Here is a 17429-nt window from a genome sequence, read left to right on the forward strand (position 1 = left end):
CAAGCTGAGCGGCCATCTCCCGGAACACGGCGGGGACTCAAAAACGCTCGCGAAAGGACATCCCCCCGAGCCGCGTCTTCGGTAGATGGACTGACATCGTCACGACGGGCGAATCTCCGCAGGCCGCAAGGGTACGTCACGACCAGCCCTTGATTGCGGCCCCTGCCCAGGACTCGAACCTGCGGCCAGCGATAGGTCCAGCCCGTCTATCGGAACCTGGGGGTGTCTCTTCCCGATAGCGGTTGGGTGGGTGTCTCCCGCAGAGTTCCCTGCGGTTGTGCTGCCGTCGCCTCTCTGCGGTGACGAAGGTGTCTCCCGGCAGCGTTCCCTACTGCCGCTGGAGAAGGGATATGGCGTCCTCAACGCGACCGAGGTCGATAAGGTGACGGGCCAGCTCCTGGCTGTTGGCGGGGGTATACGGCTCGAGTACGGTGACGGCCTCTTCGGTCCGACCGACTCCGGCGAGCAGGTCGGAAATCGTCCAGGCCGCATACCAGGTGTCACCCTGGGGGTGTGCCTGTGCCTGCTCGATCGCTTCGTCGAGCCAGCCGCAGGCGGCCATGAGGTGAAGCCGCGGCCTGAAGAACTCCCATTCCTCCTCGCCGTCATGGCGCGCCTTGAGGGCGTCAAGGTAGGCCAGGCCCTCCTGGGCGCGGCCGTGGTCGGCGTACAGGGTGCACAGCGTGTCGATGATCCAGTCCTGCGTGCCGCCAGGTGATTCCGCGAGCGTGCGCATCACCTCGATCGCCTCGTCACGGCGACCGTGCCGGGTCAGAAGCTGAGCCAGTTGCACCGCGCTGTGATGGTGGTGGACTGGCGAGTCGTCCGTCTGGCGGTACACGGCGATCGCGCCTTCTATGTCACCGTGCTCCTCCAGCACCTCGGCGAGGCGTTGTGAGGCGTGCCCGTGGTCGTCGGACGCCGCGTACGCTCGGAGTTCCTCGAGCCGCTCGTGCCGCGCCAACAGATCGGCCAGCTGGTCGTGGTTGTTGACGGAGGTGATGTTCCGGGTGTGCAGCAGGGCGATCGCTTCGTCGATGCGGCCCTGGCGTTCACGGACCGTGGCGAGCAGGCCGATGGCCGTGTCCGGGTCGAGGCCGCTGCAGCACCACGGGCTGTCGCACCGGTGCCCGGCGGGGATCCTGGCGGCCAGCAGCGCGGCGATGTCCTCGTCGCGGCCCATTCCCTCGGTGATGTCGACCAGGGCGGTGGCAAGGACCCAGTCCTCGATTCCGGCACTCAGCAAGGTGACCGCTTCGTCGCCGCCTTCCTGCCGGGCCAGCAGGCGCGCAAGGAACTCGAGCGGGTTCCCTCCGAACGCCGCGTACGGCCGGCTCAGCGTGATCGCCTCCGCCGCACGGCCCCAGCTCTCCAACAGCTCCGCCTGGGTCCGGGCAGCCGGCCACCAGCCCGTGGCAACGTATGGAGCGAGCACATCCAACGCCTGCGCCTGTCGTCCCTGGTAACCGAGCAGCCGCGCCCACTCCCGCGCACAGAACCATTCCCCGCGGCCCGCCTGGAACTTCACCTCCTTGCCGTGCCCCAGCTCAAGAAGCCTGGAGACCAGCGGTGGAGGAATGCAGCCGGACAACATCCGGGCCCTGTAGTCAAGATCAGCAGCGTCCATGACAGCGCACCATAGCCACTGCCCCGCCATCGGCTTGCGGCCCCCAACGGGGTGGCAGAACCACGCCACGCCCCCACGGACCCGGGTTGACCACGGGCCGTCCCTCTTGATCTTCAACGCCGAACGAACAAGCCCGACGGCAGCGGTCCGGTCGTCGCGGGCAAGCTCCTGGCCCGCAAGCGCCCCCACCTGATCCCGGTCTACGACAGGCGCGTCAAGCAACTCTTCAAGCGGCCGAAGACCGATCGCTCCTTCTGGGCCTCGCTGGCAGCGGCCCTACGGGCGGACAACGGCGCCTTCTACGACCAACTGGTCCATCTTCGCGACGAGGCGGGTATCGGAGAGGACATCGGCGTCCTGCGCGTATGCGACGTCATCGCCTGGATGCAGCAAGGCGGGCAGAGCCTGGCTGCAGCGACCTGAGCTGCCACGGGCGCGTATCCCGGCCACGCAACGCACGCGTCGGGCTCCTCGCCGACCTCCGACGCAGACCCTCTGCCGGTCTGCAACGGGGCTGGGCTGCTTGCGCGCAAGACGGAGCGACGCCCCAGCGCGGAAGGCCACGTCTTGGGCGACAGCCCCGCCCTTGACCACAGCTCCCGCCCCGGCCAAAAACCTATGGTGAAGCCGCGACCGCCTACCGCTCCAACCGGACAACCGTCTCGATCACCAGCTGCCCACTCCCGACTACCGGCTCCCCCCGTTCCCATGTTCTGTGTCCCCCGCCGGGGGTTCGAACCTGCGCAGTGCGAGAATTGCAGGGGCCGTAATCACCATGTCATTCAACTCGCGTTTTCGGCAGATGCATCGACATAGTCACAACGAGCGAATCTCTGCAAGTCACAGGGGGTGCGTCACGACCAGCCCTTGATTGCGGCTCCTGCCTGGGACTCGAACCTGCGGCCAAGGGCTCATCGCTGACAGAGTGGGAGCCCCGCTCCACCAGGCGTCTCGCCTTCGAACGCGGCACATCGACTTTCGCCGGGCGTCGCCTGAAGGCCCAGGTTCGCCAACTACTGGCACCACATGCCAGCGTAGGCTCCCACCATGCCGATCATTGAATACCGGGGCGAGGCTGCCGCTGATCGGCCCGCCTGGTGGGCTGCCGCTGCGCCCCCAGCACGCGCGGCAGCAGTAGGCCGGCACCGCAACGCCCGTATCACGTGGGGCTGACAATCGCAGAGGCAGTCGAACAACTTTCGGTCGGCCCGGTCCAACACGCATGCGTTGGTCGTACGAGATGCGGTGTGCGAGCAGGCACACGCACGACCCTGGCCTGCGGGATCCCAGTAGAGGCGGCTTGGCCGGATTCCGTCGCCTCTCAACGATCCGCGACCGATGCTCCGCAGAAGGAATCAGCCATCAAGCAGGCGCTGGTCATCAGTGCTGGCCTGGGCCGAAGGGGAAAGCGTTGCCCGCCAACGACAACACCATCACCGCACTCACCCAGCGTCGCATCGAGCTGGCCCAACGGGCGGGCAGCGACTGGCGATTCTCCGAGAGCCTCAAGGAGCTCAGCGAGGAAATGGCCCAGGAATACGCGGGGCGCGCCCTGGTGGAGCTGATCCAGAACGGGCACGATGCCATCGGCCCGGACGGCCAAGGGCGCATCGGCGTCCTGCTCGATCTGGGCACGCCCGGCCCCGAGGGAGACGTAGAGCACCGAGGAGTGCTCTACGTGGCGAACGACGGCACCGGGTTCACCGAGGACAACTTCCGGCAGATCATCGAATTCGGGCTGTCCGGTAAAGGGCCTGGCGAGGGCATCGGCAACAAGGGGCTCGGTTTTCGCAGCGTGCTCCAGTTGACCGACTGGCCTGAGATCTACTCCAAGTCCGATGCGGGCTCGGTCGGCTTCGACGGTTTCTGCTTCCGCTTCGCGACCCCGAAAGACGTGCACGCCCTGGTGAAAGACGCCGAGGCTGCCTCATGGGTGATCGACAAGGTGTCGCCGCTGGCGCTGCCCGTGCCCGCCAACGTCACGGACCCGGCCCTCGACGAGTTCGCCGCGCAGGGATTCTCGACGGTGGTCCGCCTTCCCCTCCACACGGAGAACGCCGTCGCCGCGGCGCTCGACCAAGTCGTGGGGTTGGTACGTGCGCAGGCTCCGCTGCTGCTCTTCCTCGACCGGATCACCGCCCTGACCGTGGAGACGCAGCGGGACGGCGAGGCAGACACGGAGCGTCATGTGCTGACCCGATCCGAGCGGCAGCCGTCCTGGGCCACCGCGGTGGCCGACGGCGGATGGATCACCGAGGTGGATCTGAACGAGGCCGGCCGTTATCTGCTGGCACGTAGGAGCGTCGCCGCCGACACGCTGCACACGGCCATCGAGCGGAGCATCTCGGGCGACGAGATCCACAAGAAGTGGCGAAACTGGCAGGGCGACACATGGGTGGGTATCGCGCTACGCCTCGACCGCGACCTCGATGACGGCTTGATGTACACGTTCCTGCCCATGGGGACCGAGACCCCTTCGCGCTTTCCCGGTCACGCACACGCGCCGTTCTTCACGAAGATGGCCCGGTTGCACCTCAATGACTCGGTGGCACTCAACGACTTCCTCTTCGACGAGCTGGCCGCCCTCTGTCTCGACACCGCGCGGCACCTGCGCGCCCACGCTCCCCGGACCCTCGCTGTACGCCTGGTGCCCGACGCAGTGTCCTGGACACGGCTCGACCGGATCAACGCCGCCGCGAACGGCGCGTTGGCCGACGAAACGGTGGTTCCCCTCGCCGGCACCGACGAGGACGGGTGGGGTTCCCTGCGGGAGTCCTTCGCCTGGCCCGACGACGGCGTCCCGTGGAAGGTCATGACGGCAACGGCGCTGGCCGCCACCGGCGCCCGGATCGTGGACCCAGGTGTGGGAGCCGTACGCCAGAAGAGGATCGACGCCCTGCATACCAAGCTGCTCGACGGACAGCTCATGCGGGCGACGGCGCGCACCAAGGCCGTATGGGCCGAGCACCTGGCCGCGAATCTGCACCGTGGGACAGCGGCTCGCGTGGGCCTGGAATGGGCCGACCTCTACGACGACCTGGCTCAGGCCTTCCGGACGGAAGGCGGCACCGAGCTGCGTAACCGCAAGATCGTCCTCGACCACAACGGTGAACTGCGGAGGACCTTGGGCGGCGAGCCCGACTCGGGAAGGAAGGAGGAGAGCGTCTTCTTCGCGCCGGAAGGATCCGGCGCGGACGCGGCTGCCCGCGTCCCGAGCGACCTGCGAGCCCTGCGACGACGCGTCGTCTTCACGCATCCCGGCATCGCCTGGCGTCCGTCGGGCCAGGGTTTCCTCGAAGGCAATCGCCTGATCCGCCCGTACCAGATCGACCGTATCCTGGACGCGCTGCGTGACTTGCTCGCCCACCGGCCTTCCGCCGCGCTCTGCCGAGATGCCCTGGTCTTCGCCTACCGTCAGTACCCGCACCTCGGCCAGGCTCAGCGCGGACGACTCGCCGCCATCGGTTTCCGGGTGCCCGTGCGGGACGGCGGTTGGGCCAAGGCGGCCGACTGCCTGATGTCTCCGCAGTGGGGCACCGAGGGCGCCCAACTGCTCACGCGTTTCCTGGACACGGGCGGCAGCGCCGTCCCCGAACTGGCCGCGCTGCGCCAACGTCTGACAGCCGCCCCCGACGGCTGGCCCGTGCGAGTGACGGTTCCCAAGACGTGGCGCGAGTTCCTGCTGAACATCGGCGTGCGCGACGGGTTGCCCCTCGCAGAAGTCACGTTCCCGTCGTACGAAGGCAGGGAACTGCAGCCGTGGCGCCTCGCCCGCCGCTTTCCGCTCTCCGGCGCCGTCGCCAAGGCCTGGGACGGGGACGTACGGCAGGGATGGTCGTCAGGCAACCACCCCTATACGCCCTACGCCTTCGATCGGGGAGTGTCCCACCTGCCGGGTCTGGAGGCGGTGGAGGAGCTCAACGACGCGAGCCGCCGTCTGTTCGCCGACATGATCCTGCACGGGCTGCGGACATGGCCCGAGAGCGCGCTCACGGTAGGCGTTCGCCGCCCGAGCGCCCGGCACAGCAACTACCAGGACCCGCACACCTGGCCCACCCCTGTGGCCTCCTTCCTCCGCCACATGCCCTGGCTGCCGGTCGAGGACAGCGCGGAGGGCCACCTCTCCTTCGTCGCGCCCAGCCGGGCCTGGTACAGCGGCGACGCCGAGCTTCCGCCCTTCGTCCCACAACTTCCCCTCCCGGTCCGGCGTCTGCTCGGTGAGAAACGCACACTGGAACGGCTGCGCAGGCTGGGACTGCGTCTGTGGGACGAGCCCGGCGACTCGGCTGCGGCGGTGCAGTACCTCGGAATACTCCTGGCCGACGGCCATGTGCCGGGCCGTTTCGCCGCCCGATTCAAGAGGCACTACCGGCAGGCGTGGCAACACGCGGCTGCCTCCGGGACATGGCCCTGGGACGACGAGGAGACCGTGCGTCTGGCCGTGGTACAGGGGAGCGCGCTGCGCGCGCACGCGGTGTCGGACGCGGTGTCGGACGCGGACATCGACGAGGAGAGTGGGGAGCCCGCGGACTCGGGCGCACGCGCCGTCTACATCATCGACGAGGTCGCCCCGCTGAAGGAATCCCTGGTCGAGCTGGCCGGGCATCCCGTTCTCGTCGCCGCTCCCGAGCACGGCAAGGACATCGCGCGGCTACTGGAGCGACGCGGGGTACCCGTTCGCAGGCTTTCCACGACGGAATTCCACGTCCGCGCCGCAGACGGCGAGTTGATCACCCCGACCAGCGGCCGACCGCTGCTCACGGACGACAGGGAGTGGCTGGTCACCCTCGTCGCACTCGTGCTGGAACTGAAGTCGGGAGCGTTCACACGGCGCAGCGAACAACGGGTCCGCAGCCTCTTGGACCTGCTCCACCTCATCCGCGTCGCGTCAACCGAGGAGGTCGAGATCCTGGTCGCCGGCCACCCTGCGGCGCCCCCGCCAACAGCACGCGCCCTGGCCCTGCCGCATCCGGAGCACCCCACTGTCGTGGTGTGGACCGGTGACGACGGTCGTAGCGAACTCCAGGCATGCGCGCCGGCTGTGGCCCAGCTTCTCGGCAACCCCTCCCTGCAGGACGCGCTCGAACTGGCTCTGATGAAGGTGCAGCAGCAGCTCGGCGGCACACCACCGGACGACGTCACGGACGTGGACGACCGCACGCTCGCGTTCGCGCTCGACACGACTGAGGAGAAGGTCGCGGAGGTACGCCGCGGGCTCACTGGCGAACTCACCACACTCGTACGTCGGTTGCGACCTGTCCTGGTCTGCGCGGCGGGCCCCGACCGGGCTGCCGCCGTGGATGACGACCTGCGCCGCTGCCGCTCCGAGGAGGCGCTGCTCGATGTGATCGACCGGTATCGGGCCACATCGCGGATCCCCGCCCGCGAACTGCTGGACCTCATCCACGAGCACCGCTCCCTCGCCGACCTGCGAGACGCTCTCGGCCTCGACTTCCGTGCCTTCAACGCCGCGCTCAAAGCGATCGGCCCGCCCTACCGCCCCCTGGCCCATCCCGATCTGCACGAGCGGGCTTTCGACGACTTCGTGCGCGCCCATGCCGGCACCATCCTGGACCGGCTGAGGGAGCACTACACCCCCCTGGCCGCGAACGGCCACGACGTGTCCGGGTACGCCCGGGCACGTCACTTCGAAGGACTGGCCCCCGACCCGTCGTGGTTGCCCCTGTTCAGGGTGCCGACGACGACGATCATGCGCGAGCATGTCCGCGCGTGGCTGCGCGCTCAAGGATGCGAGGAAGGCGTTTCGGACGAGCTGGGCGAGGACGGCCCGCACCGTCCTGCCCTCAAGCCGGTGGGGGAACTCCGAGCGGCCAACGCCGCCGGGCTCGACGCTCTCGTCCCCGGCCTCGTCCCGCTGGTGAAGGCGTGGTGTCGCGTCCACGAGGTGCCGGTGCCCGCAGCCTGGCTGCAGGCACCTCTCATGCACGCCAAGGACAGCCTTGACCGCTCCGGCTTGGCCGACCTGCTCCTCCTCACCGATGTTCAGTTGCTGCGGGCCATCTCCCGAAGCCTGGGCTGGCCCCCGGCCATGCCCCTGACCGCCGACGCGGCCCGGCTCGGTCTGTCCCCGGCGGATCTGGCCGCCTCGACGCGCCGGCGATCTGGTGGGGCCACCCTGTCCACACCCACGATTGCCATCGGCAACACCGAAATCCCCGTCGGCCGCGACCAGTTGGCCCGGATCGCCGAGCTGGCGCACAGCAGCATCGACGAAGCCCTGCTGAATCAACCCGCGACGACACGGCTCACGCCCATGACGTCGGTCGCTCGATTTCACAGCGCCCGCTCCACCGCTGCCGGCCTCGGTCTCCCGCGTGTCCCCCGCCCCACGGACGACCAGCGGGAGGCGATCGGCCTGGTGGGCGAGGTCGTGGCGCGCGCCTGGCTGAACCGCAGACACCAGGTCGTTCACTGGCGTTCGGGCTATGCCGCTCTTCTCGGCAGCCCCGGCGAAAGGGCAGCCGCCTCGGACGCCCATGGCTACGACTTCGAGGTCTCCTGGCGCAAGACCTCGCTGTTCTACGAGGTGAAGGCCCTGTCCGGCGCCTGGACGGGATCACCGGACGATGGCGAGTACGAGTTCGAGCTGGGGGCCTCGGAGCACCGCGCGGCGACCGCGCACGCCTCCACCACGCGCTACCGCATCCTCCTCGTGACCTCAGCCCTGGACCCCACGTCCCGCCGTTTGTTCGAACTACCCAATCCGGTCTCGCCCAGAGGCAGGGACTACTTCCGCATCGTGGGCCACGGCCTGCGCCTGCGCTGCGCCCCCGGCCGGTAACACGGCCCCGCACCTCGGCGGACAGGCAGCACCGCTTGCATACCCGCCAAGATCCGACTCGCCAGCAAAGCCGCCCCGGCGCCAACCCACGCACCGCCGGGGATCGAACCTGCCCAACGCCAAACGGCCCCACCTGGGACATTCGCCAAGGTGGGGCCGTACCGACGGACGAGTCGGGCTGTGCGACGGAGCTGTTCCGCCCGTTGCCAATCAGGCCACCAGGTGGACCGACCGCTGTCGTACAACTGGACGCCACCGATCCGTTCGCCGACACCGACGCGGAGTGGTTCCGGCTGGCCACCGCGCACGGGCTGTTCGGCGAGGACGGCGGCTTCCTGGTCACGCTGGGGCACGGCGGCTGTTTCCGGGTCCGGCTCGGGAAGGATTGGCGGCTCGCCGAGGTCCTGCGGAATCAGCCCCGCTGCCCGGAGTTCATGACGCTCTCCTCGGACGGGAAGACACTGATCGGCGTCACCACCGAGGAATACGAGATCTGGCTGATCGTGGTCGACGATGTCCCTGCGTACCAGGAACAACGGGCCCTGAGACTGGCGCGGGAGGAGAGCGAGAAGGAGCGGGAAGCGGCCTGGGACGGGCTGTTCAGGCTCCGGATTTCACAGCAGACATGGGAGCGGTGGGCGGTGGGGCTTCTGTCCAACGCCTCTCTGCCCGATGACCTCCGGCTCGACCTCGTGGTACGCACCGGGAGGTACTACGGCCGCGAGCTGCCCGCCGACCTGATCGACCAGCTGATCGTCCACCCGGACTGGAAAGTGCGCAGCGCGCTGGTCGACACCGGTACCAACCAGCTGACGCCCGGCCAGTGGAGCCGCCTCGTCCTCTCCGAGGAGAACGACCGCCGCCGCTGGGCCCTGGTCAGCATCACCGTCGACTACGGCGCGACGTTCACCACCGCCGCTTACGAACGTCTCGCCGCCGATCCCGTCCCGCGTGTCCGTGCCGAGGCCGCCGCACTGACGGGCCTGCCAGTCACCGTGGCCCGCGCCCTCCTCACCGACCCCGAGTCTCAGGTCCGACGGTCCGCCTACCCCGCGGCCTGACCGGACCTCGACGCCGACGAGCGCCGCGCGCTCCTCACCGACGCCGACCCCGGCGTCCGCGCCGCCGCCCGCCGGCTGCACCACCGTGAACAGCCGGTCACACTCCGCGGCTTCCAGAGACGACTCGCCACATAAGACCTCGCCGTCGCCATGAACTTCAACCACTCCCAGAAGATCGCGACAGCCCACGCCATCACTGACCTGCTGGCTGCCAAGGAGGTCGACACCCGCGACGATCTCCACGCATGGCTCGACCACCAGGCCAATCGCGCCGCTCTACGCACTGTGAAAGGGGTGGGACCAAAGAGCGTCGACTACATCAGCAATCTCGTCGGCCGTTCGCAGGTCGCCGTCGACGTACATCTACGCACCTTCGCCGCGGATGCCGGCGTGCCGCACCTCTGCTACGAGGAGCTGCGAGCCGTGTACGAGGAAGCCGCCGCACTTATCGGGCACGACCAAGGCGGACTGGAACATGCCGTCTGGCGGTACAGGTCGGGGGCCGTGTAGCCACCACTCCTGCACCAGCCTTCTGAAAGCCGGAAGTCTGCGCTCTGCTGAACAGCTGGGGCGGGGAAGGCGACGGCGGGGGGATACGTGGAGTTCTACAGGCCTCGAGCAACTTTCCGCCGCCTAACGGGGTAAGCCCGCGAAAGACCGGAAAGGGCCTCCGTAGCAGATCAGAGGCCCTTTCCAACGTAAAACCGCAGCTTGCGGCAGGTGAGTCAGGCTATACGCCGGGTTCTGGCCCCTTTGAGGACGTGCCATAGACCCGATCCCTCTCGCCCCCTGAGGTACGCCGCCGATGAAGGACTGTCAGTCCTCGTCTGGCGTCAGCCGCAGCGAAATGCTGTTGATGCAGTACCGCTGGTCGGTCGGGGTCGCATACCCCTCCCCCTCAAACACGTGGCCCAAATGCGACCCACACCGCGCACACCGCACCTCGGTCCGCACCATCCCATGTGAACGGTCGGACACCAGTTCCACCGCATCCGAGTTGCGTGCATCGTAGAAGCTCGGCCAGCCGCAGTGGGAGTCGAACTTCGTCTCCGAGGTGAAGAGCTCGGCACCGCAGGCGCGACAGGAGTAGACGCCCTCGGTCTTGGTGTCGGTGTACTCGCCGGTGAAGGCCGGTTCGGTGGCCGCTCGGCGCAGGACGGCGTACTCGGAGGGCGTCAGCTCCTCGCGCCACTGCTCGTCCGGCTTCTCGACGTCGTACGACATGAGCCTCAGCCCCTCACTGCTGCGACAGGTGATCCAGAATGCGCGGGCCCAGGTCGGTCACGTCGCCCGCGCCCATGGTGAGAACGAGATCACCGGGCTTCGCCATTCCCGAGATCACCGCGGGGACCTCCGCCTTGTCGTGCAGGGCGGTGACGTCGGCGCCGGCCGCGCGGGCCGCGTCGACGATCAGCTCGCTGGTGACCCCGGGGATGGGGTCCTCGCGGGCCGGATAGATGTCGAGGACCACGGACTCGTCCGCGAGGGCCAGGGACTCGCCCATCTCCTTGCCCAGCTCCTGGGTGCGGGAGAACAGGTGCGGCTGGAAGACGACGAGGATCCGGGCGTCGCCCGCGGCGGCGCGCATGGCCTCCAGGTCGGCGGTCATCTCCGTGGGGTGGTGCGCGTACGAGTCGATGACCTGCACGCCGGCCGCCTCGCCCTTGAGCTGCAGCCGCCGCTTGACCCCGGTGTACGCGGCCAGCGCGGGCGCCAGCTCGGCGGCCGGGACGCCGAGGGCCACGCCCGCCGCCAGCGCGGCCACCGCGTTGTGCGCGTAGTGGCGGCCGGGGACGGAGACCGTGAAGGTGAGCTCCGTCCCGTCAAGGACGACGGTGACCTCGCTCTTCAGTCCCTGCGGGACGACGGACAGGATGCGGACGTCGGCGTCCGCCGACTCTCCGTACGTCACCGTCCGCACCGCACCGGCCAGGCGCGCGGTCAGCTCGCGGGCGCCCTCGTGGTCGGCGGAGATCACCAGGGTGCCGCCGGGGACGATCTTGCCGGCGAAGATCTGGAAGGACTCGTAGATCTCGTCGATCGAGGCGTAGTTCGCGTGGTGGTCGAGCTCCACGTTGAGGACGATCGCGACCTCGGGCGCGTACTTGTGGAAGCTGCGGTCGGACTCGTCCGCCTCGGCGACGAAGATCTCGCCGTCGCCGTGCAGGGCGTTGGAGCCGGGGGCGTCCAGGTCGCCACCGATGGCGTAGGAGGGGCTCAGGCCCAGCTCGGACAGGGAGACCGCGAGCATGGACGTGGTGGTCGTCTTGCCGTGGGTACCCGCGACCGCGATCGGGCGCAGGCCCTCCATCAGGGCGGCGAGGGCGTCGGAGCGGTGGACCACCGGGATGCCGAGCTCGGCGGCGCGGGCCAGCTCGGGGTTGTCCTCGCGGATCGCCGAGGAGACCACGACGCAGCCGGCGTCGTCGGCGAGGTGCTCGGCCGCGTGCCCGATGTGCACGGTGGCACCCAGGGCGCGCAGCGCCTCGGCGGTCGCGGACTCCTTCGCGTCGCTGCCCGCCACCTTGGCCCCGCGCTGCGCGAGGATCTTCGCGATGCCCGACATTCCGGCGCCGCCGATGCCGATGAAGTGCGGTCGGTCCATGGCGGTAGGAAGGCCCGGGGCCATGTGCGTCTCCCTGGAGTGGTGCGGCGAAGCGAACATTCAGCGCACCACCATATGGCCCCGGCCCGTCCAGCACCTATTAGGTCCGTCGCAGCGCCGCGATCCGACGCGGCGCCGCGATCCGCCGCGGGTGCCGGTCACGCCTTGCTGTGCGAGAACAGCTTGAGCACCGGGACGCCCACCTTGTGGCGGGCGCGGGAGGCCCAGTCGCGGTGGAAGAACTCCTCCACGTAGTGGGGGTCGGTCAAAATGATCACCTCGTCGGCGCCGATCTCCTCGACCAGGGCCTTCAGGGCGTCCAGCGGATGGTCCTCGACCATCCTGCCCCCGGCCTCGCTGCCAGCCGCGCGCAGGGCCGTCAGGGACACCTCCAGGGCCTGCTGCGCGGGCTCCTTCGCGGCGTCGCCCTCGGGGGTCTTCCGCTCACGTGCCGCCTCGTCGATCTCACCCATCGCGATGTCGTCGATGGCCCGCAGCAGGCGATCGGCCTGGTCGCCGCGCGGCTGGAGCAGGACGTGGAAGGAGACCGGCTCGTCTCCGTGCAAGGTGGTGACGAATTCCACGTCGGCGGACGTCAGGGCTTTCTCGATCATCAATACGCTTGTGAACACCAGCGCCCCATTCTCCTTCGAGGGCCGCGAGCCCTCTCTCCTCCGTGGGCCGGTCCAGGCCCTTGCGGAAACCATCCTGCCCCGTGATCGCACGGGTACTGCCGGTTTTGGTGTGCCTGCCGAAAGCTAACCGGAATGACAGATTCCGCTGATCTCAAGACCGACGGTAGCGACTGAACAGAAACCCGGCCTCTTCCAGGAGCGACACGAGTTCGAAGCGCCGGGGCACCGCGACCGACGGCCCTTGGGCGATGCGCTGGGCGTCACCGGCGGCGAGCATCGGCGAGAGGGTCAGGCAGAACTCGTCCAGCACCCCGGCGGCGACCAGCTGCCCGAGCAGCCGGGGGCCGCCCTCGGTGAGCACACGGGTGTGGCCGCGCTCGGCGAGGACCCGTACGACCCGCTCCGGATCGACCCCCGCCCCGTCACCCGCGACCACGACCCGGGCGCCGGCCTTCTCGGCGGCGGCGATCCGCTCCGGCGCCGCCGCGGCGCCGGTGAGGACCAGGGTGGGCACCAGGGGCGCGGTGAACAGCGGGAGCGAGAAGTCCAGGTCCAGGCTCGCGCTGACGACGGCGATCGCCGGGGCGGGGGCCTGTCCGGACGCCTCCCGGGCCGCCGCGAACTCCGCACGCGCGCGTGCCGGGCGGTACCCCTCCTGCCGTACCGTTTCGGCACCCACGAGCACGACGTCCGCCAGCGCCCGTAGCGTGCCGAAGATCCGCATGTCGGCGGCGCTGGAGATCGGCTGCGAGCGGCCCTCGTGCTGCGCGGCCCCGTCGAGCGTCGACACCATGTTGCCCCGCAGCCACGGCTCCCGCCCGCTCACCGCCGACTCGGGGTAGGCGTAGGCGGCGGCGAGCTCGTCAAGAGTCCACTGGCGGTCGACGAGATCCGCGGGGCCACGACCGGTCACCGCACCCGGCTCACCGGCCCCCCTGGCCTCTGTGCCGCCGGCGGCCCCAGGAGTGTCCCCACCAGAGGTCGGGGCCGCTGTCTCGTCGGTCACAGGGAACAGGCGTCGCATGTCGTGCAGTGTGACACGGCGCTTAGCATGGGGAACCGTGTCCTCGTCCTCCTCCGCCACCGCCGCCTCCGAGCTCAGCTCCATAGCCGAGGCGACCCCGCTGTCCCTGTGCGCCCGCGAGCCGCACGTCCCCGCCGACCGGCTGGTCGCCGAGATGGTGCCGCCGCCGCGCTTCGACTCGGTCCGGTTCGCCACGTACATCCCGGACCCGAACCAGCCCAGCCAGACCGAGGCCGTCCGGGTCCTCGAAGGCTTCGCGGCCGGTCTCGGCGGGGCACACGCCGTCGGCGGCGGCAGGCGCGGCTTCTTCGGGTTCGGCAGGGCGAAGGCACCCAGGACGCCGGCCGGACCGCGCGGCGTCTACCTCGACGGCGGCTACGGCGTCGGCAAGACCCACCTCCTCGCCTCCCTGTGGCACGCCACCCCGGCCGAGCCCGCGCTCAAGGCGTTCGGCACCTTCGTGGAGCTGACCAACCTGGTCGGCGCGCTCGGCTTCCAGCAGACCGTGCGCACGCTCAGCGACCACCGCCTGCTGTGCATCGACGAGTTCGAGCTCGACGACCCCGGTGACACCGTCCTGGTGTCGACCCTGCTCGGCAAGCTCGTCGACGCGGGCGTCGCGCTCGCCGCCACCTCCAACACCCTGCCCGGCAAGCTGGGCGAGGGCCGGTTCGCGGCCGCCGACTTCCTGCGCGAGATCCAGGGCCTGTCCGCCCACTTCCGCGCCCTGCGCATCGACGGCGAGGACTACCGCCACCGCGGTCTGCCCGAGGCGCCGGCGCCGTTCTCCGACGAGCAGGTGGCCAAGGCGGCGTACGCCACTCCGGGGGCCTCGCTCGACGACTTCCCGCACCTGCTCGACCACCTCGCCAAGGTGCACCCGAGCCGGTACGGCGCGCTGACCGACGACCTGAAGGCGGTGTGCCTCACCGATGTGCGGCCGGTGCCCGACCAGTCGACGGCGCTCAGGCTCGTGGTGCTCGCGGACCGGCTCTACGACCGCGAGGTCCCGGTCCTGGCCTCGGGGCTGCCCTTCGACCAGCTGTTCAGCGAGGAGATGCTGAAGGGCGGCTACCGCAAGAAGTACTTCCGCGCGATCTCCCGACTCACCGCGCTGGCCCGGGACGCCAAGGGGCTGGTGGCGGACGCCCGTTAGTGGGTTAGGCCCGGCCGGTCAAGGGCCGGTTCAGGCCACGCCACCCGCACTTTTCACGCACTCTTTCACGCGAAACACCGAGTTAACCCTGCAAACAACTTTGCAGGGTTAACGTGTTTCTTGACCATCCATTGACCATTCCTTGGTCCGTACAAGAGGCGTGAACTGCCCGGAGGGGGGCGCATGTTCCGAGGTACGGCGGCCCGGACCGTGCTCCGGCTCCTTACCGCCGCCCCGCTCTCCCCACAACTACCCGCTCCCGCTCGACCCTTCGCACCTGCGCACACCCTCCGTCACGCCGAGGCCAAGGCTCAGCCTGGATTCAAGCGTTCCGCAGCAGTTCCACGAGCGGGTTCCGACACATTCCAGGAGATCAGTCACTCCAGGGGGCCGACCCCCCACACACGTCGTGCAAGGCCGACGCGCCACAGCGGCGCGCCAGGAGGAATCCACACACCATGCAGCCCCTCATCGACAACGCCCGTACCTTCGGACAGCGCCCTGAGGAGTTCGCCAAGCTCGCCGAAGGCCAGTCCCCGCAGGTCCTGTTCATCACCTGCTCCGATTCCCGGGTCGTCCCGGCGCTGATCACGGGCGCCCGCCCCGGCGAGCTCTTCGAGCTGCGCACCGCCGGCAACATCGTCCCGCCGTACGCCTCCGAGCACCCCACCAGCGAGGCGGCCACCATCGAGTACGCCGTGGAGGTGCTCGGCGTCCGGGACGTCGTCGTCTGCGGCCACTCCCACTGCGGTGCCGTCGGCGCGCTGGTGCGCGGCGACGACCTGGACGCCGTGCCCGCCGTGCGCGACTGGCTGGCGCGGGCGACCCCGCGCCCGGCCGGAGCGCCCGAGGACCCGGCCGTCGCCGAGGGCGTCCAGAGCCACGTACTGGCCCAGATACTGCGGCTGCGCTCCTACCCGTGCGTCGCCCGGAAGCTGGACCAGGGTCAACTCGCCCTGCACGCCTGGTACTACGAGGTGCACACCGGCGCCGTACGGGAACACCGTCCCCGGACCGACCGCTTCGAGGCCCTGTGAGCGCCCCCATGACCACCGCGAGCGCCAGGTTCCCGCATCTGAGGCAGGACTTCGCCGCCTCCCTCGTCGTCTTCCTGGTCGCGCTCCCGCTGTGCGTGGGCGTGGCCGTCGCCTCCGGCGTGCCGGCCGAACTCGGCCTGGTCACCGGCATCGTGGGCGGCATCGTCACCGGGCTGATGCGCGGCAGCAGCCTCCAGGTGTCGGGGCCGGCCGCCGGTCTGACCGTGCTGGTCTTCGAGGCGGTCCAGAAGTTCGGGCTACCGGTCCTCGGCGTGCTCGTGCTGACCACCGGCGTGCTCCAGATCCTCATGGGCGCCCTGCGGCTCGGCCGCTACTTCCGGGCCATCTCGGTCTCGGTCGTCGAGGGCATGCTGGCCGGTATCGGACTCGTGCTGATCGCCGGACAGCTGTACGCCGCCCTCGGGGCCAAGGCCCCCGCCGCCGGGCCGGACAAGATCATCGGGCTGCCGGAGGCGTTCGCCGACGCCTTCGGGAGCACGCGGGCGCTGGCCTCGCTCGCGCTCGGCGCCGGCACCGTCGCCGTCCTCGTGCTGTTCAAGCGCCTGCCGCGCGCCGTGCGGTCGGTCCCCGGACCGCTCGTCGCGGTCGGCCTCGCGACCGCGGCCGCGCTGGTGCTCGACCTGCCCGTGGCCACGGTCGAGGTCAAGGGCCTGGTCGACTCCGTCCAGCCGCCGTCCCTGAGCGCGTTCGGTGAGCTCACGAGCGTCGCCGTGCTCGGCACGGTCGTCGCCTTCACGCTGATCGCGTCGGCCGAGTCGCTGTTCAGCGCGGCGGCCGTGGACCGGCTGCACGACGGGCCGCGCACCCAGTACGACAGGGAACTGCTCGCCCAGGGCGCGGGCAACGCGGTGTGCGGGCTGCTCGGCGCGCTGCCCATGACCGCGGTGATCGTGCGCAGCGCGGCGAACGTGCAGGCGGGCGCGCGGACCAAGGCGTCCCGGGTGCTGCACGGCGTCTGGCTGCTGCTGTTCGCGGCGCTGCTGCCGGGCGTGCTCGGCTACATCCCGATCCCGGCACTCGCGGGCATCCTGGTGTACTCGGGCGCCAAGCTCGTGCCGGTCCGCGCGATCGTCTCCCTGTGGCGCGAGCACCGCGGCGAGGCACTGATCCTGGTGGTCACCGCCGTGTCGATCGTCGCGGTCAGCATGTTCGAGGGCGTACTCATCGGCCTCGCGCTGGCCGTGGTGAAGACCGCCTGGGAGGCCTCGCACATCCGGCTGGAGGTCATCGACAAGGGCGCCGGCCCGGTCGAGGCGTACCTGTCGGGCCACGCGACCTTCCTGCGCCTGCCGAAGATCCTCGACAGCCTGGAGGCCCTGCCCCAGGACCGGCCGGTGTGGCTGGACCTGTCCGGGCTGCACCACCTGGACCACGCCTGCCGTACGGCGCTGGAGAACTGGGCCGCGCGCCACAGCGCGGTCGGCACCGAACCGGTGCGGGTCACGGCGGCCTAGGGGGCGT

11 protein-coding genes and 1 pseudogene are annotated in these 17429 nt (G+C 69.8%); 7 read left to right on the forward strand and 5 right to left on the reverse strand.

The genetic code is table 11. From position 1 onward, the window contains the following. Window positions 1-328: 328 nt before the first annotated feature. Window positions 329-1696 carry a tetratricopeptide repeat protein gene (locus ACWGKT_RS25495; protein ID WP_453275519.1) on the reverse strand — a complete coding sequence of 456 codons (1368 nt, stop codon included), beginning with the start codon at window positions 1694-1696 and terminating at the stop codon, window positions 329-331. 66 nt (window positions 1697-1762) lie between these two features. Between ACWGKT_RS25495 and ACWGKT_RS25500 the strand changes: the two are divergent. From ACWGKT_RS25500 to ACWGKT_RS25515, 4 genes and pseudogenes are all read left to right on the forward strand, one after another. Then, a pseudogene (locus ACWGKT_RS25500) lies at window positions 1763-2050 on the forward strand (DUF6308 family protein); the annotation flags it as partial. A gap of 988 nt (window positions 2051-3038) precedes the next feature. Next, on the forward strand, window positions 3039-8429 hold the full coding sequence (locus ACWGKT_RS25505) for a sacsin N-terminal ATP-binding-like domain-containing protein (RefSeq protein ID WP_453275520.1): 5391 nt from the start codon (window positions 3039-3041) through the stop codon (window positions 8427-8429). Between the two features lie 203 nt (window positions 8430-8632). Beyond that, entirely contained in the window at window positions 8633-9490 is an 858-nt protein-coding gene (locus tag ACWGKT_RS25510) for a hypothetical protein (RefSeq protein ID WP_453275521.1), read from the forward strand. Window positions 9491-9640: 150 nt separating this feature from the next. Then, entirely contained in the window at window positions 9641-10000 is a 360-nt protein-coding gene (locus ACWGKT_RS25515; protein ID WP_453275522.1) for a hypothetical protein, read from the forward strand. 306 nt (window positions 10001-10306) lie between these two features. Here the strand turns inward: ACWGKT_RS25515 and msrB are convergent, their stop codons facing one another. The 4 genes from msrB to ACWGKT_RS25535 all read right to left on the reverse strand — a co-directional run bounded on the left by msrB (window position 10307) and on the right by ACWGKT_RS25535 (window position 13754). Further along, window positions 10307-10714 (reverse strand): peptide-methionine (R)-S-oxide reductase MsrB, encoded by a 408-nt coding sequence (msrB, locus tag ACWGKT_RS25520; protein WP_453275523.1) that lies wholly within the window; start codon window positions 10712-10714, stop codon window positions 10307-10309. A 13-nt stretch (window positions 10715-10727) separates the two neighbouring features. Next, a complete protein-coding gene (gene murC / locus ACWGKT_RS25525) occupies window positions 10728-12119 on the reverse strand; it encodes a UDP-N-acetylmuramate--L-alanine ligase (RefSeq protein ID WP_453275524.1) in 1392 nt (463 codons plus the stop codon). Between the two features lie 134 nt (window positions 12120-12253). Continuing rightward, window positions 12254-12727 (reverse strand): indole-3-glycerol phosphate synthase, encoded by a 474-nt coding sequence (locus ACWGKT_RS25530; protein ID WP_356154320.1) that lies wholly within the window; start codon window positions 12725-12727, stop codon window positions 12254-12256. Between the two features lie 154 nt (window positions 12728-12881). After that, window positions 12882-13754: a pyrimidine reductase family protein gene (locus tag ACWGKT_RS25535; RefSeq protein WP_453275525.1), complete on the reverse strand. Its 873-nt coding sequence runs from the start codon at window positions 13752-13754 to the stop codon at window positions 12882-12884. On the opposite strand from ACWGKT_RS25535, the gene zapE reads away from it, so the two are divergent. From zapE to ACWGKT_RS25550, 3 genes are all read left to right on the forward strand, one after another. Continuing rightward, window positions 13753-14910, forward strand: coding sequence for a cell division protein ZapE (gene zapE, locus ACWGKT_RS25540; protein WP_453275526.1), 1158 nt, complete (start codon window positions 13753-13755; stop codon window positions 14908-14910). The two genes, ACWGKT_RS25535 and zapE, sit on opposite strands and share 2 nt — an antisense overlap. 458 nt (window positions 14911-15368) lie before the next feature. Continuing rightward, window positions 15369-15947 (forward strand): carbonic anhydrase, encoded by a 579-nt coding sequence (locus ACWGKT_RS25545; RefSeq protein WP_453275527.1) that lies wholly within the window; start codon window positions 15369-15371, stop codon window positions 15945-15947. Between the two features lie 8 nt (window positions 15948-15955). After that, a complete protein-coding gene (locus tag ACWGKT_RS25550) occupies window positions 15956-17422 on the forward strand; it encodes a SulP family inorganic anion transporter (RefSeq protein ID WP_453275528.1) in 1467 nt (488 codons plus the stop codon). Window positions 17423-17429 lie beyond the last annotated feature (7 nt).

The organism is Streptomyces sp. NPDC054794, from assembly GCF_053611585.1.